We start from the raw sequence: 17,004 nt of genomic DNA on the forward strand, positions 1-17,004 counted from the left end.
GCCATGGCCCAGCTCTATTTCCGTTACTCAACCATGAACGCGGGAAAATCGACGGAAATCCTGAAAATCGCGCACAACTACGAGGAACAGAACAAGCGGGTGTTGTTGTGCACGCCCGCTTTGGACGACCGCTTCGGCCGCGGAATGATAACCTCACGCATGGGATTTTCGCGGGAAGCGTTGATCCTGGATAACCAGGTTGATGTGGTCGAACGGGTCAAACAGCATCGCCCCGACTGCGTATTGGTGGACGAGGGCCAGTTCCTGACCCGGGCCCAGGTAGTTTCGCTTTCCCGGGTCGTGGATGATGTCGGCGTTCCCGTCATCGTGTACGGATTGAAAAACGATTTCCGCAACCGGCTTTTCCCGGGCAGTGAAAGCCTGCTTTTGTTTGCGGATAAGGTCGAAGAAGTCAAAACCGTTTGCTGGTATTGTCCCAAAAAGGCAACCATGTTGATCCGCATGCGTGACGGCCGGCCGGTCAGCCGGGGAGCGCAGGTGGAAATCGGAGGTAACGACAAGTACGTTTCCGTGTGTCGGCGTTGCTATGCCCGGCGCCTGCCCCTGGAATGAAAGTCGAAAGTAAACAGACAAAGCCTTGTGATGGCACTAAGGAGTGTTAGTGATGAGGAAACCGGCCAGGCAGTTCAGCTCAGAATGCCTGTCCGAACTGTGATGATGCGCATTTTTGGCGCTGTGATGAAAAGCAGGCGCTTCTCAGTTGAATGAATGGCTAATGGCGATTGGCGAGGGGCGGTAGCATGAGCCGAAAGTCTGAAGTTAAAAGTAGAAAGCAAAGTAATAGACACAAACTTTTTCAACTTCTTTTCCGCCCTCAACCCTCTCAACTTCTCTTTTCCTGGTCTTCCTGCCTTCCTGTCCCCTGTCACCTTCTTTTCAACGTTTCAACTCTTCAACTTTGTTTCTTCAGCAGCAATTGTTCCGGATCCGGTAATTCTGAAGCGCTCTTTTTTGCGCGGATCCATTCGGGTCATATCCATGACCAGCAATCCGTCTACGGTATTGAAGTCAAGATCCACGCAGAAATCCATGAAGCGGACTCCTCCGGGCAGACATTGCTGGATGTACTGGCGGAACAGGACGGGAACCGCGTAGCCCAGTGATTTCAGCGTCTGCTTGAGAACAGGGAAGTCGGCTTCAGCGCTTTCTCCGCTGAACCTGTTTTCCATTTCATCCAATTGCTCGCGGCTGATGATATAGGGGGACTTGGCCCGGACCAGGTTTTCCGGATCCCCATACCATTTCTGGAAGTAGTAAACGATCAGGCTTTTGGCCGTAGAGGAAAAGGAATGGCTGATGCTGACCGCTCCCAGCAGGTAGCGCAGGTCGTTGAACTGGGACACGTACAATCCGATTCCCCGCCAGAGATAGTCCAGGGCGCGCGTGTTCCAATAACGGTATTGAATAAAACTCCTTCCCAGTTCAGCGGATTGCGACAGCACGGGGTTGAAACGGCTGGTATACTTGAACAGGGAAGCCGTGTAGATGTGGGGGCGCTTGAAGCGTTCCACGACTTCGGCCACCCGAATCAACCGGTAGGAGCCCACGATCTCCAAGTTCTGTTCGTTCCACAACACCAGGTGGGCGTAAAACCGGTCATACTCGTCCATGTCAATGCGCCCGCCCGTTCCTTCATCCACTCGCCTGAACGTCATCTCGCGCAGGCGCGCAATCTCTTTTACGACATTGGGCGCGGTTTGAAAATCCACCTGGTAAAGGCGCAAGTGTGCTTCAGGTGAATCCAGCAGGCGGGATTCCGCCAGTTCCTGCTTGAGAATGGGTTTGCTTATGGGGTGGAGAATGGTTTTTTCGGTTTTGAAAACGCGCGGGCGGGATTTTCGCGCCAGCTTGTAGACGTGCTTTTTGAGCATCTTGATTAACAGGTTGGGGTGAAGCGGACTTTGTTTGAGGTAGCGCCCGGGAATGGGGTCGCCGATTTTTAAGCGCAGGTTTTTGCCGCGTTTTTTAAAAACCTCCCTGGGCAGCAGGAACATGGAAAATTTCTTGTGCAGAAATGAGATCAGGTAAAACCAGAGAGAGTTGCGCGATTTGACGTTTATGGGCAGGATCGGGACTTCGTATTTCTGGGCAAAGTAGATGGGTCCGTTATACCAATACCCATCCACCACCCGCCCGGCTTTCAGGCGGGACACTTCGGCGGATGGAAAAAACAGGACCGCTTCCTCATTGGCAAAGGCACGCATGATCTGGCTGACACGCTGGCGCTGGGCCTGGGGGGAAAAGATGTTGTAGGGCAGAAATAAATCCGCCAATTGGGGAATGCCGGCCAGCACGTCGTTGACCACCACCTTGATGTCCGAGCGGATTTCTCCAACGGCTTTCAGGATGGCCAGCCCGTCCAGGGCGCCGAGGGGATGATTGGAAACGATCACCAACTTGCCTTCGGAAGGGATTCGTTGCCGGTCCCGGCTGCTCAAGAGGTAAGAAAAGTCCAGAAACTCAAAGATCTCGTCGATGAACTCTAAATTCTTTTTGTCGCTGTGGTTCCGGATAAACTCATTGGCCTCGTCGATGTGAAGCAGCCAGTTCAGAAAACGCACGATCAGGCGGCTGACGAAACGGGGGTATTTTTGAAAGAAATCCGGCTGTTTGGCCTCGATCATATCCCGGATGTTCAGTGGTTTCATGGTTTGGCGTCTGTCTCCTTGCCGCTGATGGCATGCGTTTGGCAAACCATTCGGAATTCAGGGCGCATACTTGCGCAACCAAACGAAATTATAACTGATGCCCTGCAAAAGTGTCAATTTCGCTGAGTGCCCGGCTGAAACATGGCGTTGAAACAGGCAGATTGACAGTCCCCGGCGCTGGTGCTACCATGGCCGTAATCATGCAGATAAGACCACTGACAATCGGTATTTGCGGTGGCAGCGGGGCGGGGAAAACCACCCTGGCGGACGAATTGTGCCGTTGTTTTCCCACGGGCTTGATCCTGCGGATTCCCCATGACGCGTATTACCGGGACCTCTCCGACATGGAAGCTCCATTGCGTGAAAAAATGAACTTCGATCATCCGGATGCACTGGAAACAGAGGCCCTGGTGCGGGATCTCGAGGCCCTGCGCCAGGGGAAACCCGTGCGCATTCCCGAATACGATTTTTTTCGACACCGGCGGGTCGGTGAAAGGCCCGTGGAGCCTGCGGCTGTGGTGCTTCTGGAAGGCATTCTGATCCTGGCGGAGACCCGCCTGCGCTCATTGCTGGATATCAAGGTGTTTGTGCAGGTAGACGAGGACATCCGTTTGTCCCGCAGGCTTGAGCGTGATATCCGGGAGAGGGGCAGGGACCTGGACTCGGTGCTGGCACAATACTACGCCACGGTCCGTCCGATGCACCGGGCGTTTGTCCAACCCAGTTGTTATTGCGCGGACCTGGTGCTATTGGACAGCCGCAACCAGGTAGCCGTTGAGTTGCTGGCGGCGCGCATCCGGGAACACTTGTCGGCCGGGTCGTGTGCAGGAAATGGAAGCGATGAGTGATAAACTGTTTGTTGACGCCGGCTCCTTGCTGGAAGATTCAATGCGTTTGGGCATGCAGGTTTTGAAAAGCGGTTTCCGCCCATCTTTTATCGTGGGGATCTGGCGCGGAGGCACTCCCGTGGGCATTGCCGTTCAAGAGTTACTGGATTTCAACGGCATCAAGACCGATCACATTTCCATCCGTACCTCCGCCTATACCGGTATCGCCCGGCGCAACCGCGAGATCCGTGTTCACGGTATGGATTATATCGTGGACCAGATCAACGCCGAAGACGGGTTATTGATCGTGGATGATGTTTACGATACCGGCTTGAGCATCCAGGCGGTGCGGGAAACCCTGCAGCGCAGGTGTCGGCGCAATACCCCCCAGGATATCCGCATTGCCGTGGTCTACTTTAAACCGGAAAACAACCTGACATCGGTTCATCCTGATTTTTTTGTGCATTGTACCGATAAATGGCTGATCTTTCCACACGAACTCGACGGCTTGAGCGCTGACGAAGTACGTCGGCACAAGCCCGGAGTCGCCGCCATACTTGAGGAGATAAAAAAGTGAAAATCAGCCGAGAGTTTATTGAGAGGATTCCCAAAACCGACCTTCACCTTCACCTGGACGGCTCCATGCGGTTGAAAACACTGCTCGAGCTGGCGCAAAAGGCCGGAGTCGAACTTCCCGGCCGCACGGAAGCGGAATTAAAGCGAACCGTTTTCAAGGATAAGTACGCCGACCTCGGCGAATACCTAAAGGGTTTCGGCTACCTGACCGCCGTGATGCAAACGCCGGATGCACTGGAACGGGTGGCGCGGGAACTGGCGGAAGACAACCAGGCGGAAGGCGTCCGCTATATTGAAGTGCGTTTCGCGCCTCAACTGCACCAGCATCCGGGAATGGGGATCATGGATGTGTTTCAAGCTGTTTACCGCGGTCTGGAAAGCGCCAAGCAGGCGTTCAACCAGCGACCGGAAGTCCGCAACGGAAAGGAACCCGCCTTTGATTACGGAATTATCGCTTGTGCCATGCGCATGTTTGACACGGGCTTTTCAAATTACTTTGATCGCCTTCTGGATGTTCATTGCAATTCCGAGCGCAAATGGATCTTTTCCCTGGCATCGCAGGAACTGGTGCGCGCGGCCATTCATGCCCGGGATGTCCTGGCAATCCCTGTGGCGGGCTTTGACCTGGCAGGGCAGGAAAAGGGGTACCCGGCCGTGGATCACGCCCCGGCCTATGCCCTGGCGCACCGGCACTTTTTGAAAAAGACGGTGCACGCGGGTGAAGCGTTCGGCCCCGAGAGCATTTTTCAAGCCATTACAGAACTTCATGCCGACCGGCTCGGCCACGCCCTGCACCTTTTCGACGAGGATTACATCGGGGACCCTGCCATCCAGGATAGAAGCCGTTATGTAGACAACCTGGTCCAGTATATCGGCGACCGGCGTATCACCATCGAGGTGTGCCTGACCTCGAACCTCCAGACCAATCCGGATCTAAACCGGTTAAGCGACCATTCCTTCGGACGCATGATGAAAAACCAGTTGTCCGTCACCATCTGTACGGATAACAGGACGGTTTCGGCCACAACGGTCTCGAATGAGATGATGCGGGCCGTGGAAGCGTTTGATCTGAAAGCCAAGGATCTCAAGGACCTGGTGATTCATGGATTCAAGCGCAGTTTCTTTCCTGGAACCTATGTTCAGAAAAGGCGTTACGTGCGCCGGATGATCGATTTTTACGAAACAGTGGAACGGCGTTTCTGATAGCGCCGCCTATCCTGAGCGGAGAAAGGCTGATGCCGTTATGGTCGATTCTGCGGGGAGTCCTGGGGATGCTTCTGGTATTGGGAATCGCGGTGACTTTTTCCGCCAATCGCCGCAGAATCAGTTGGCGCCTGGTGGGCATGGGCCTGTTGATCCAGGCGGTTCTGGCTGTTTTCCTCATTCACGGAAAATCCATGGGCGCATGGTTCGCGCCGCTGGGTTGGCCCAAGGTGCTGGTCGATTGGGCCGGGGGGGCCGTGGTGACGGTATTGGGATTCATCACGGCAGGATCCCGATTCGTGTTCGGCAGCCTCGCGGTCAGCGCCGGTGATGACAGCCTGGGATTCTTTTTCGCGTTTCAGGTTTTGCCCACGATCATCTTTTTTGCTTCCCTTACCGCGGTGTTGTACCACCTGGGCGTGTTGCAGGCGATAGTGCGGGTAATGGCCACCATCATGTCACGCTTGATGGGAACCAGCGGGGCGGAATCGCTCTCAAACAGCGCCAACGTTTTTATCGGCCAGACGGAAGCGCCGATCCTGGTGCGACCCTATATCACCCATATGACGCGATCGGAACTGCTGACCATCATGGTGGGAGGGATGGCTACGGTGGCGGGCGGGGTGATGGCCAGTTACATTCAGTTACTGGGGCGCGCACTGGCTGATGCCCAGGGAGTGCCCCTGGCTCAGGCCCAATTGATGTTTGCCGTTCACTTGATTACGGCCAGCGTCATGGCTGCGCCGGCATCGCTGGTGATCGCCAAGATCCTGGTCCCTGAAACAGGCGAGCCCCGCACCAGGGGAAAGGTGACCCTGCGGGTGGAGCGGGAGTCGGCCAATCTTTTGGATGCCGCCTCGTCCGGCGCCGCCGACGGCTTGAAGCTCGCCCTCAATGTGGGGGCCATGCTGATTGTGTTTATCGCCTTTGTGTACATGTTTAATTACATACTGGCTTCTCTTGGCGAACTGACGCATGCAAACGCGTGGCTGGAGTCGCAGTTCGGCGGACCGCTGTCACTGGAACTGTTGCTCGGGTTGTTATTGAAGTACGTGGCCATCGGCATTGGTGTGCCGGCAGCGGACGCCATGGCTTTCGGCAGCCTGTTCGGCACCAAGGTCGTGTTGAACGAGTTCGTGGCTTACGTCAACCTGGTGGACCTGATCAAGCAGGGGGTATTGTCAGAAAAATCCGTGATCATGGCCACCTATGCCCTCTGCGGGTTCGCCAATTTTTCTTCCATCGGCATTCAGATCGGCGGCATCGGCCCCATGGCCCCCACCCGCAAAGCGGAAATCGCGGCCCTGGGCCTGCGCGCCGTCCTGGGCGGCAGCCTGGTCACCCTGTTAACCGCTTCCCTGGCCGGAGTATTAATTCAGTAAAAACAGAAAGAAAAGCAGTTTGCCTTTTCAACTCTGTTTGTCTATTTGGTAAAGTACGGTGGGTTCCTCTTTCACGGGGGCATCGGCAATCTGAGCGGCGCGGCCGAGGTGCTCCAACCCCGCTTCCAGCCGGCTTGCGCTGCTGGAATAGAGAGTGGCCAGTGGTTCACCGGCATTGACCCGGTCACCGGTTTTGCGGTGCAAAATCACCCCGGCTCCCGGATCCACGGGTTCACCCGGCCGGTTGCGGCCGGATCCGGCCGCGTGGGCGGCCAGTCCGGTTTCCCGCGCGTCCATTGCGGTCAGAAACCCGGTCCGCGATGCGTAAACGCTTTCCGTCAGCGCCGCCCGGGGCAGGAGTGACGGATCCTCGCAACAACGCGCGTCGCCTTTCTGGGCATGGACCCAGCCGGCGAACAATTCCAACGCTTTTCCCGAATCGATCGCGTTTTGCAGAGTCTGCCTGCGGCAGGCCTGATCCCCGTTGATCCGGGCAAACTCCATGGCGGCTTCGGCCAGCGCGAAGGTTACCTCCATCAAGTCCCCGGGGCCCTCTCCCCGGAGTGCGGCCAGGGCTTCCGCCACCTCCAGGGCATTGCCGACGCAGAGGCCCAGTGGTTGATCCATCCGGGTAATGAATCCCGTTACCGGCCGGCCGGCGGCCTCACCCATCATGACCATTGTCCGGCATAGCTTCAATGCGTTTTTTGTGTTTTGGGTGAAAGCCCCGGATCCGGTTTTGACATCCAGCACGAGTGCGTCCGCCTTCACCGCCAGCTTTTTGCTCATGATACTACTGACAATCAAGCCGAGGTGGTCGATAGTGGCGGTTGTATCTCTGAGCGCGTATAAGCGGCGGTCGGCCGGAACCAGGTGGGATTCCGCGCCGGCAATCACCATTCCGGTCTCAGCCAGGACCTGGCGGAATCGCTCAGCCGACAGGGAACACTCAAGGCCCGGGATCGACTCCAATTTGTCCAGGGTTCCGCCCGTATGTCCCAGACCCCGACCGGAAAGCATCGGCACCCGGATCCCGACCGCGGCCGCCAGGGGGGCGAACACCAGGCTGACCTTGTCGCCCACACCGCCGGTGCTGTGCTTGTCGATCCGCCAGGGGGCGACCTCGTTGAGTTCGAGTTGTTCGCCGGATTCCATCATGGCTTCCGTCAAGGCAACCAGCTCATCATCGTTCAGGCCGTTCAGGTAGATGGCCATCAGCATGGCCCCCACCTGGGCATCCGTCCAACTCATGGAGGTGACACCGCTGGTGAAATCCCGGATCTGCCGGGGGGTTAAGGTTTTTCCGTCGCGTTTGCGTGCGATCAGAAAGGCCGGAGGAGTTTCCACGGGATTAACTCCCGGTTTCCATAATGATGTCAATGCCGGAACTGGTACCGATGCGATCCGCGCCCGCGGCGATCATGGCCATGGTTTGTTCCAAGGTGCGAATGCCTCCTGAAGCCTTGACTCCCATGTGATCCCGAACTGCCGACTTCATTGTGCGCACGGCCTCGACCGTGGCTCCTCCGGGACCAAAACCAGTGGATGTTTTGACAAAGTGGGCGCCCGCTTCCCGGCACAGGGAGCAGGCTGAGCGGATTTCCGCCTCGTTGAGCAATGCGGTCTCGAGGATGACTTTGATCAGGATGCCCGATGGCAAAGAGCGGACCACTGAGCGGATATCCTGTTTGACCAGGGCCAGGTCACCGGAACGAAAAGCCGCCAGGTTCATGACCATATCGATTTCCGCGGCGCCTTCAGTGGCGGCCAGTTCAGCTTCCGCGGCTTTAATGGAGCTGCGGTTCGCCCCGAGAGGGAATCCGACCACGGTGCAGACGCGGACCTGTGAATTGCGTAATTGCTCGTGGGCCAGTGATACGAAATGGGGCAGAATGCAGACCGTGGCGAAATGGTGCCGGTGGGCTTCCAGGCACAGCCGACGGATGTCCCGCTCGCTGCAGTCCGGTTTCAACAGGGTATGATCGATACGGGGGGCGATTTCAGCGGCACTTGTCATTGATTAGCGCCTTTAAGGGGAAATTGAAATCCCAGGGGAAGCAATTCGATAAGGGGTTTTTCGGTAACCCGGTCTCCCAGACCGGCCATGATCACGTAACTGTCGGGAAGCGCGAATTCAACCATGACTTGAAGGCAGGCACCACAGGGAGGCACGGGTTCATCAGTCCCGGCAGCCACCAGCAGGACATGGAAACGATATTCGCCGGCGGCAACCATGCTGAAAATGGCGTTTCGCTCCGCGCAGACGGTTAATCCATAAGACGCGTTCTCAACATTGACTCCGGTGAACACGCGCCCGGAAGCGGACCGGACCGCGCATCCCACGGAAAAATCGGAATAGGGGGCGTAGGCTTTCAAACGTGCTTTTCGAGCGGCTTGCAGCAACTCACTGGTCAAGGTTGTCATGGCGGACCTGCAGGAAACCTGCTTCCATTCTAGGCAACGGCCGCCTGTATGTCAACCGCGAACGACGTTTCATTATCATCTCCAATATGGCATGATAAGCACTTATCCGCAGGAGGTATCATGTCGTTGGTTGAGAAGCTGGATGCCGCGGTGGAACAGGTGCGCTCTATGGTCAAAGAAGTCCCCCGCATCGGAGTCGTGCTGGGTTCCGGCCTGGGGGGATTTGTTGAAGGTTTCCCCGTGGATTCACAAATCCCCTTCAGGGAGATTCCCGGTTTTCCGCCGGTTTCCGTGGAAGGTCATGCGGGGCGTCTCCTCTGCGGCCGTTTGCAAAACCGGCCGATCATGATTCTGCAGGGGAGGGCCCATTTCTACGAGGGCCATACCATGGCGGAGGTGGTTTTTCCCGTGCGCACCCTGTGTCGCATGGGAGTTGAAACCGTGGTGTTGACGAATGCCGCCGGCGGCATTGGTCAACACCTGCAACCCGGCGACCTCATGGTGATTCGCGATCACATCAGCCTGATGGGTGACAATCCCCTCAGGGGCCCGAATCCTTCCGCGTTGGGACCGCGTTTTCCTGATCTCAGCGCCGCATACGATCCCGACCTGCGCGCCCTGGCGACGCGTATTCTGGAAGAAACCGGGGGGCCCGTGCGCGAAGGGATCTACGCGGCCATGACCGGGCCGGCTTATGAAACTCCGGCCGAGGTACGCATGCTGGCCGCATTGGGCGCGGACGCGGTGGGGATGTCGACCGTACCGGAAGCCGTGGCGGCGCGGCACATGGGGGTACGTGTAGTAGCCATTTCCTGTATCACCAACCTGGCCGCGGGCATAGGCAAGCAGCCGCTTTCACACGCCGAAGTTACGGAAACGGCCTCCCGCACCGCCGCGCGTTTTCAAAAGGTGCTCACGGCCATGTTAAAGCAAATCCCCCTCACGGAAGCAGTCAAGACTTGACGCGCCAGCCTTTTTTCTGGAATATGCGCTCGATTTCCCGGCTGCGGAATGCTTCCCGTCGCGCGTTCCAATCTTCACGTATGGCGTCCATGTGACGACAGGCGCTTTCTTTGTCCGGAAAGTGGCCCAGAACGATCTCTTCCTTTCCAATTATCGGGGCCGTGAAAAAAACCAGTGCCTGATTTTTCTTGCCTTTGCCGCCTTCGAACGTAATGGGAAAATCGAGGTCCACGATGTCTTCCATTCGTGCCGGCCGGTGTCGCAAGCGCCAGCGTTGAAAAAAGACCTCCGCGTGTTTCCACTGGTTGTAGGCATCTACGGCTGATTTCCAATCCAGGCATTCCCGCCCGTCCAGATCCAGGACCAGTGGTTGACCGGTGGCCAGGAACATCTCCTCGGGCTCGGCATCAGCGAAGTTCCGGATCGGCAGGCGTGCGCGGGCACCCTTCTTTGTGTATTCCACGTTTACGGTTTTTCCCGCAATCACGGTTTTTTCCGGCCAGCGTGCATCCATCAGTTTGCGGATCATTGCCGCGGGGAGCAGGCGATCCAGTTGCAGGCGGCCGTTGAATCGGTCGAAGTGAAAAAACAGGTCCAGGCGGTCGGTACGCAAGCGCGAGCTGATTTCCCGGCAAAGGAACCGGGTCCAATAATCGTTGAAAGACTTTTTTTTCGGCGCGAGGTTCCGGGGAAGGCGCGAGAATTCACTTTCCAGGCGCTTGCGATGTCGATTCAGGGGCAATTCTTCTTTCTGGTTGCGAATCCAGCGCAATACGTGCGGTATGGCGGCATCCCGGTCTCCGGGCTGCGACCAATCCGGGGCGGCGGCGTATTCGATGATCAACTGGTCTCCGAAAAAGACACGGTGTCGGATTATCGCGGTATGATTGCGGACGCGTACTGAACGTTCGTGACGATAACTGAAGGGTGAAAGGTCTTCCAGCAGTTCCAAAGAAATTCGGGATGCGAAGGTGATCAGGGCGAGCTGGAATTGCTCCGCCTCGCCGCTTTGGGGGTTGGTGCGGGTTACCAGGAGATCAAACGGCTGGCCCGTGATCCACTCGGGGGGCTCGGCGGCCAGGATCGATTGGCGATCCAGGCGCCTGGCCTCCTCTTCCTCGCGGCTGTAGATGTCACCGAAGCGGCGAAAGACCCATTCGGTGAACCCGGACAGGATGGCCCGGTAAACAGCCGCTTCTTCCCCGGGAGACCACTCGTCATGGACCGCTTTTACTTTCAGGCGCGAGCGCAACTCACGCAGGATTTCCTTTGCTAAAGAGAGCTTTTTGTGATGGATGTAGGCGCGGAACTGGCGTTGGTTGTTCCAGATGATGATCTGGTTGAGGATGTCGGATTGAAAGCGGCCTTCATGCACGGAAGTTCCGGGAAAATCCCGGTTTACAATGCCGCCGGCTTCCAGTATCGCGATGGCTTTGAGTACGGTGTCCGTCACGCGGGAAGAGGATTTGCGCGCTTCGAGCAGCATGCGCGCACTCTGGATTGACACGGGCAGCCCCGCCATGTGTTTGCCGTCCTCGGTGATGGCGCTTTCGGTCGTGATGGCTCCGTATACTTCGAGGCGTTGCAGGGCACGGGTGATCAATCCGGATTTTGGAGAATGAAAAAAGGGAAAATCCCGGGGGGATACGCCCCAGTTGATCATGCGCAGCACAACGGACTCCAGGTTCAACCGCCGGATTTCAGGTTCGGGGAAATGCGGACGCTCATCCATTTCCCTCTCGGCGCAGAGGATGTATTGGCCGCTGCGAACCCTTCCCGCCCGTCCGGCCCGCTGCAGGCATTCTGCGCGGGAGATGTCGACCGGGTACAGGCCCTCAATGCCCTTGCGGATCTGAATCTCTTTTTTTTGTCCGGAATCGATCACCGCGTCGATATCGTCGATGGTCAGGCTGGTCTGGGCGATGTCCGTGGCGAGGACGACTTTCGGCTGGGAGTAATGCTGAAACACCCTGGCCTGGTCGCGGATTCCGAGTTCTCCATGCAAAGGCAGGATCCGGGCATGCAGGCCGTCCTCTTTCAGGGCGGCCTCCAATTGCTCCCCGAAATCCTCGATTTCACGTTTTCCCGGTAGAAACACCAGGATATTGCGGCCCCCTGCCACCAATTGCGCTGCATCGGACAGCATGAATTCCGGATGATGGCGGTGCATGGTGACCGGGAATCCCCTTCCGGGAACCGAAATCACCGGCGCATCTTTCAGGAAATTGGAAAGGCGGTTCGCCTGCAGGGTGGCACTCATGACGACGACTTTTTTTTTCTCTTTGCGAAAGACGCCCCGGTCCAGGTTTTCGCGAACCGTTCCCATCAGGGTTTCCTGGTTCAGGTTCCATTCATGGACTTCATCCAGGATCAATGCATCCCAGTCACGCTTGGCCTGGATCTCGCGCTGCATCTGGACGCCGTCGGTCAAATACAACAATCGGGTCTGCCGCGAACAGCAGCGGTCCAGGCCGGTCTGGAACCCGATGGCGCCCCCCCAGGGAGTGCCGGTGATTTCAGCCAGGTAGTGTGAAAGGGAGCGGGCGGCGATCCGCCGGGGCTGGGTAACCCGTACCCGCATTCCCCGCTGCCACAGCCACAAAGGCACCCGGGTGGACTTGCCGGCGCCGGTTTCCGCGGTGAGAATCACGACCGGATGGCGGTCCACCTGCTGAAGGATGGTGTCCTGGAACGCATCAATGGGCAACGTGCCCGCCGGCACGGATTCAGTCATGGGGGATACTGTATCAAACAACCGTATACCTGGCAAGGCCGGCGGCGGACTATGCTATAATCGCCGCAGAAAGGATCCTGACGTGACTCCCATCGCACATACCATGGTCGGAATCAGTGGTTGGCTGGCCGTTTCCCGCCGTTTTCGAGGCGGAGAAATGGCCGCCTTTGTTCTGGCGGCCAACCTTCCTGATGTGGATTTTCTCTTGCGAATGGTGCCGGCGGTGCGTTCCCGCATCCCCCATCAGTATGTCACCCACAACCTGGTTTTTGTTTTACTGTCCACCCTGCTTCTGTTCGGGCTTGTGCGCACGATCCGGGTACGATGGGCCCTGTTGGCGGTGGGCGTATCTCACGTGGTATTGGACCTGTTGGTGACAGACATGATGGATCCAATCGGCTTTCCCATTTTGTTCCCTTTTTCCTCCCGCTTGTTTCATGTCGGCGGATTCCCGCCGTTTCACCGGGAGAGCCTGGCCGTGGTTTTTTCCTGGGGAAACCTGGGCGTGATGGGCTTGGAGTTACTGGTTTTCGCGGTTCCTCTCTGGGTCCTGGCCGCAAGGCGATTGCAAATCCCGGGTGCAAAAAGGGATTTTTGGAGGTGAATTTGACAGCGATCAACCTGGTTTCCGGCGGGCTCATCGCATTGCTGATTATCATGATGGTTCAGGCCTCGATCCGGGAGAAGCAACGGCGGGCCACATGGCTGTGCATGGCGGCATTCCCGGTAAACCTGGTGTTCTGGGGCGCCTTGATCCAATTGCGCCACTTTCCCCTGGTTCAAACCGCCAATGCGGTGTTTCTGGGATTTCTTTTCCTGACCGTTTTTGTGGCGTGGATTCCCTGGTTTCCCCGCGGCCTCCAGGTGGAGAGTCCAGGTCCGGGAGCGGAAGCAATGGATGAGCGGGAGCATATGTTCTCCCGCAATGAACTCCAGTACCATCCCCGTTTGGCTCAGGCCTACTACGCGGACCATCCCGCCCGGCGGGAAACAGACCGAGCCGTTCATGCCGCTGTGGAACTGGGAGATCCGGGAGGGCTTTATTTCGACCGGCGCTTTGCAACCATGGCCTCTGCCGCGTTCGAATTTCTGGATCGATCCCGACAATGTCAGCCGACTGAACCTCCATCCACGGCAAAACGGCCCGATAGTGGTCCGCCGGACCAGTTGGCTGCGGACATCCAGTCATTGGGCGGCTACTACGGCGCTGTGGATGTGGGGTTTGCCGCCCTGGAGCCGTATCACTGGTACAGCCATGCCGGCCGACACGCAGAAGGTTGGGGTGATGCCATCCACCCATCGCATGATCGCGGGATCGTGATCGTTGTGGCCATGGACGTGCGCATGATTCAACATTCTCCCGCTTTGCCCGTATTGCTGGAATCATCGCGCCAGTACGTGGAAAGCGCCAAGATCGCAAATGTCGTGACGCATTATCTCAGGGCCCTGGGCCATGACGCCCGGGCGCACACGGACGCCAACTACCAGTTGATGTGTGTGCCGGTTGCGGTATCGGCCGGCCTGGGAGAATTGGGCAGGATGGGAATTTTCATGCACAGGGTTCATGGCCCGTGCGTACGCCTGGCCGTGGTGTCAACCAATGCCCCACTCCCCAGCGGGAAACCGCTCAATCAACATGTCGCCGACTTCTGCCGCATTTGCAAAAAATGCGCGGAAAACTGCCCGTCGCGAGCCATTCCCGAAGGAGAAGAACCGGAGAGTCGAGGTTTCCGCCACTGGTCCATTCTCCAGGAACGTTGCTTTGCTTTCTGGAAACGGATCGGCACGGATTGTGCCTTTTGCATCCGCGTATGCCCCTATTCCAAACCGGATACGGCGATTCACCGCCTGGTACGATGGCTGATTGCGCGCAATCCCTGGAACCAGAGGGCGGCGCTTTTCTTTGACGACTTGCTGTACGGCCGCAGGCCGCCGATTGCCCGGAAAAATCCCCGGGATGTCCTTCCTGAAGACCTTCTCGGTTGAGATTCTGCTTTTTCGGGGGGGTTTGACTTTGGCCCGGCTTGCGGGTAGAATGGCCAATGAAGTGGAATATAAAGGGGGGTGTTTTCCGGAGGCGGAAATGGCAAGCGACAAGTATTCCCAGGCCGGCGTAAACATCGATAAGGGCAATCAGGCGGTTGAAAAAATCCGCGACATGGTTCGCCGCCTGGGAGTGAATGAAATCGGCAAGTTCAGCGGGTTTTTCCCCTTGCAACAGAAACTGGAGCATCCGGTCCTGGTCTCTTCCGCGGATGGAGTGGGTACCAAACTGAAAGTGGCTTTTCTGGCCGATCGTCATAATACCGTGGGCCAGGATCTGGTTAATCATTGCGTAGACGATATTCTGGTATACGGAGCGGATCCCCTGTTTTTTCTGGATTATATCGCCACCGGCAAAGTGGAGCCGGATACGATTTCCGCCATTGTTTCCGGCATGTTGGAAGGTTGCGTGGAAAACGACTTTGTGCTGCTGGGTGGTGAAACCGCGGAAATGCCCGGGTTCTACAAGGAAAACGAGTACGATGTGGCCGGGTTCATCGTGGGTTTGGTGGATCGGAACCGCATTCCGGATGGCAGCGATATCCGCCAGGGCGACTTGTTGATCGGCTTGCCCTCCACCGGGCTTCACACCAACGGCTACTCCCTGGCCCGTCATATCCTGTTCGAGCAGGAAGGCCTTTCCGTAAACAGTCCCCTTCCGGGAGTAGGCGCAACCGTGGGGGATGAATTACTCCGGGTTCATCGCTCGTACCTCAAGCCGGTCCGCCCGTTGATTCAGGAGGAATGCGTAAAGGGCATGGCCCACATCACCGGCGGCGGATTCATCGACAACATCCCCAGGATCCTGCCCGAAAATCTGGGCGCCCGGGTAGAGCAGGTCTGGCCGGTCCCTCCCATTTTCCGTTTTCTGGTGGAGAAGGGCGGCGTCAGCCTTGAGGAGCGTTTCCGGGTATTCAACATGGGCATCGGCATGGTTTTGATCATTGCCCCGGACAAGTTGAGTCGGGTGGAAGCTTCCCTGAAAGCGGCCGCGGAGTCTTTTTACCTGATCGGCCAGGTCGTTTCCCATGAGGGTGGAGCCCGAATACGCATTCAATGAGCCGTCCGCTCGAATTTCTCCAGGCCTGTACAGTGGGCATCGCCGGTGCCGGTGGCTTAGGTTCCAATTGTGCCGCGGCGCTGGCCCGCAGTGGTGTGGGCCGTCTGGTGATCGCGGATTTTGACCGGGTCAGTCGCGAGAACCTCAACCGCCAGGCTTTCTTTTGCGATCAGGTGGGCATGAAAAAAGTGGATGCCTTGAAAGAAAATATTCAGCGCATGGCTCCGCAAACAGAGGTCGCGGCGCTGGACTTACGCTTGACGGAAGAAAACGTATTGTCGGTTTTTTCTGCTTGTCCGGTGGTAGTTGAGGCGTTTGACAGCGCGGAAGCCAAGCAGATGATTGTGGAAACCTTCCTGACGGAGCGGCCGCGGATCTGGCTGGTGGCCGCGTCGGGATTGGGGGGGTACGGTCGCAACGAGATCCTGCATACGCGCAGAAGCGGGCGCCTTATCATTTGCGGTGATGAAGGCAGCGAGGTGTCACCGGAACTGCCGCCCCTGGCTCCCAGGGTCGGAATCGTGGCTCACATGCAGGCGAATGTGGTACTCGAATTGTTGCTGGATGAGCCCTCCCTGGCGCGGCAATCAGCAAAGGAACAAAAATGATCATCACCCTGAACAACCGAGAAACAAATATTCCCGAACAGGAAGAGATGACGGTGAAACAGCTCCTGGATCATATGCGCTACGTGTTTCCCAACATCGTGGTCAAGGTCAACGGCACCCTGGTGCGCAAAGCACAATACAAAGAAGTGGTGGTGCGCAACGGTGACACGGTGGAAGCCATCCACATGATCAGCGGCGGTTGAGTGCCTTTTCTTCTTTTCTACTCGTGCTTGTGATGGGGACTCACGAGGGCTGGTGATGCGAGCTTACAAGTGCTTGTGATGAGGCGCAAAGCGCCTTGGTGATGAGGGAGCTTCCGGGTTCTGTGATGAAAAACAGACACTTGCCTGTCGCCAACTTCTTTCCTCTCCAACTTTCCAACTCTTCAACTCTTCAACTTTTGGTTCTCTTCCATTTTGTGTGGGTTTGGGGGTTATACTTATTTGAAAAAATGATAAGGCTGCATGAGAGTACCCTTTCGGGCACAAATCACCGCTCACCACTTCGGTTCAGAC

Annotated in this window: 16 protein-coding genes; 11 read left to right on the forward strand and 5 right to left on the reverse strand. The window is 57.1% G+C overall.

Annotated elements, in window-relative coordinates; all coding sequences use genetic code 11:
* Positions 1-3 precede the first annotated feature (3 nt).
* Entirely contained in the window at positions 4-573 is a 570-nt protein-coding gene (locus ENN40_01905) for a thymidine kinase (protein ID HDP94094.1), read from the forward strand.
* A 332-nt stretch (positions 574-905) separates the two neighbouring features.
* On the opposite strand, the gene ENN40_01910 is transcribed toward ENN40_01905, so the two are convergent.
* Positions 906-2,669 (reverse strand): GNAT family N-acetyltransferase, encoded by a 1,764-nt coding sequence (locus tag ENN40_01910; protein ID HDP94095.1) that lies wholly within the window; start codon positions 2,667-2,669, stop codon positions 906-908.
* Positions 2,670-2,869: 200 nt separating this feature from the next.
* Between ENN40_01910 and ENN40_01915 the strand changes: the two genes are divergently transcribed.
* Genes ENN40_01915 through ENN40_01930 form a run of 4 tightly spaced genes read left to right on the forward strand, consistent with a single transcriptional unit; the run spans position 2,870 to position 6,657 of the window.
* Positions 2,870-3,517 carry a uridine kinase gene (locus ENN40_01915; protein ID HDP94096.1) on the forward strand — a complete coding sequence of 216 codons (648 nt, stop codon included), beginning with the start codon at positions 2,870-2,872 and terminating at the stop codon, positions 3,515-3,517.
* Positions 3,510-4,073, forward strand: coding sequence for a hypoxanthine phosphoribosyltransferase (locus ENN40_01920; GenBank protein ID HDP94097.1), 564 nt, complete (start codon positions 3,510-3,512; stop codon positions 4,071-4,073). The genes ENN40_01915 and ENN40_01920 overlap by 8 nt, the downstream gene beginning before the upstream one ends.
* Positions 4,070-5,275, forward strand: coding sequence for an adenosine deaminase family protein (locus ENN40_01925; protein ID HDP94098.1), 1,206 nt, complete (start codon positions 4,070-4,072; stop codon positions 5,273-5,275). The genes ENN40_01920 and ENN40_01925 overlap by 4 nt, the downstream gene beginning before the upstream one ends.
* Before the next feature lie 32 nt (positions 5,276-5,307).
* The gene (locus ENN40_01930) at positions 5,308-6,657 is read left to right on the forward strand and encodes a NupC/NupG family nucleoside CNT transporter (protein HDP94099.1); all 1,350 of its coding nucleotides are present in this window, start codon (positions 5,308-5,310) and stop codon (positions 6,655-6,657) included.
* A gap of 27 nt (positions 6,658-6,684) precedes the next feature.
* Here ENN40_01930 and ENN40_01935 read toward each other — a convergent pair whose 3' ends face one another.
* Genes ENN40_01935 through cdd form a run of 3 tightly spaced genes read right to left on the reverse strand, consistent with a single transcriptional unit; the run spans position 6,685 to position 9,072 of the window.
* Positions 6,685-8,004 carry a thymidine phosphorylase gene (locus ENN40_01935; GenBank protein HDP94100.1) on the reverse strand — a complete coding sequence of 440 codons (1,320 nt, stop codon included), beginning with the start codon at positions 8,002-8,004 and terminating at the stop codon, positions 6,685-6,687.
* 4 nt (positions 8,005-8,008) lie between these two features.
* Complete coding sequence (deoC, locus tag ENN40_01940; GenBank protein HDP94101.1) at positions 8,009-8,674, reverse strand: deoxyribose-phosphate aldolase; 666 nt, start codon at positions 8,672-8,674, stop codon at positions 8,009-8,011.
* Positions 8,671-9,072, reverse strand: coding sequence for a cytidine deaminase (gene cdd / locus ENN40_01945; protein ID HDP94102.1), 402 nt, complete (start codon positions 9,070-9,072; stop codon positions 8,671-8,673). The genes deoC and cdd overlap by 4 nt, the downstream gene beginning before the upstream one ends.
* A gap of 129 nt (positions 9,073-9,201) precedes the next feature.
* Between cdd and ENN40_01950 the strand changes: the two genes are divergently transcribed.
* A complete protein-coding gene (locus ENN40_01950; protein ID HDP94103.1) occupies positions 9,202-10,044 on the forward strand; it encodes a purine-nucleoside phosphorylase in 843 nt (280 codons plus the stop codon).
* Here ENN40_01950 and ENN40_01955 read toward each other — a convergent pair.
* Entirely contained in the window at positions 10,034-12,778 is a 2,745-nt protein-coding gene (locus tag ENN40_01955) for an ATP-dependent RNA helicase (protein ID HDP94104.1), read from the reverse strand. The genes ENN40_01950 and ENN40_01955 overlap by 11 nt on opposite strands.
* Here ENN40_01955 and ENN40_01960 point away from each other — a divergent pair.
* From ENN40_01960 to thiS, 5 genes are all read left to right on the forward strand, one after another.
* On the forward strand, positions 12,723-13,382 hold the full coding sequence (locus ENN40_01960) for a metal-dependent hydrolase (GenBank protein ID HDP94105.1): 660 nt from the start codon (positions 12,723-12,725) through the stop codon (positions 13,380-13,382). The two genes, ENN40_01955 and ENN40_01960, sit on opposite strands and share 56 nt — an antisense overlap.
* 2 nt (positions 13,383-13,384) lie before the next feature.
* Entirely contained in the window at positions 13,385-14,764 is a 1,380-nt protein-coding gene (locus ENN40_01965; GenBank protein HDP94106.1) for a 4Fe-4S dicluster domain-containing protein, read from the forward strand.
* 97 nt (positions 14,765-14,861) lie between these two features.
* Positions 14,862-15,881 carry a phosphoribosylformylglycinamidine cyclo-ligase gene (locus ENN40_01970; GenBank protein HDP94107.1) on the forward strand — a complete coding sequence of 340 codons (1,020 nt, stop codon included), beginning with the start codon at positions 14,862-14,864 and terminating at the stop codon, positions 15,879-15,881.
* A complete protein-coding gene (gene thiF / locus ENN40_01975; protein HDP94108.1) occupies positions 15,878-16,489 on the forward strand; it encodes a sulfur carrier protein ThiS adenylyltransferase ThiF in 612 nt (203 codons plus the stop codon). Before ENN40_01970 ends, thiF begins: the two co-directional genes overlap by 4 nt.
* Positions 16,486-16,692, forward strand: a complete 207-nt coding sequence (gene thiS, locus ENN40_01980) for a sulfur carrier protein ThiS (protein ID HDP94109.1) — start codon at positions 16,486-16,488, stop codon at positions 16,690-16,692. The genes thiF and thiS overlap by 4 nt, the downstream gene beginning before the upstream one ends.
* Positions 16,693-17,004: the final 312 nt, after the last annotated feature.

Source organism: Candidatus Aminicenantes bacterium (genome assembly GCA_011049425.1).
Taxonomy (GTDB): domain Bacteria; phylum Acidobacteriota; class Aminicenantia; order UBA2199; family UBA2199; genus UBA876.

Excerpts from the sequence above, each read along its gene's own strand:
- ENN40_01905 (HDP94094.1), top strand. The coding sequence starts at position 4 with ATGGCCCAGCTCTATTTCCGTTACTCAACCATGAACGCGGGAAAATCG.
- ENN40_01910 (HDP94095.1), bottom strand. The coding sequence starts at position 2,669 with ATGAAACCACTGAACATCCGGGATATGATCGAGGCCAAACAGCCGGAT.
- ENN40_01915 (HDP94096.1), top strand. The coding sequence starts at position 2,870 with ATGCAGATAAGACCACTGACAATCGGTATTTGCGGTGGCAGCGGGGCG.
- ENN40_01920 (HDP94097.1), top strand. The coding sequence starts at position 3,510 with ATGAGTGATAAACTGTTTGTTGACGCCGGCTCCTTGCTGGAAGATTCA.
- ENN40_01930 (HDP94099.1), top strand. The coding sequence starts at position 5,308 with ATGCCGTTATGGTCGATTCTGCGGGGAGTCCTGGGGATGCTTCTGGTA.
- deoC (HDP94101.1), bottom strand. The coding sequence starts at position 8,674 with ATGACAAGTGCCGCTGAAATCGCCCCCCGTATCGATCATACCCTGTTG.
- ENN40_01950 (HDP94103.1), top strand. The coding sequence starts at position 9,202 with ATGTCGTTGGTTGAGAAGCTGGATGCCGCGGTGGAACAGGTGCGCTCT.
- ENN40_01960 (HDP94105.1), top strand. The coding sequence starts at position 12,723 with ATGGTGTCCTGGAACGCATCAATGGGCAACGTGCCCGCCGGCACGGAT.
- ENN40_01955 (HDP94104.1), bottom strand. The coding sequence starts at position 12,778 with ATGACTGAATCCGTGCCGGCGGGCACGTTGCCCATTGATGCGTTCCAG.
- ENN40_01970 (HDP94107.1), top strand. The coding sequence starts at position 14,862 with ATGGCAAGCGACAAGTATTCCCAGGCCGGCGTAAACATCGATAAGGGC.
- thiF (HDP94108.1), top strand. The coding sequence starts at position 15,878 with ATGAGCCGTCCGCTCGAATTTCTCCAGGCCTGTACAGTGGGCATCGCC.
- thiS (HDP94109.1), top strand. The coding sequence starts at position 16,486 with ATGATCATCACCCTGAACAACCGAGAAACAAATATTCCCGAACAGGAA.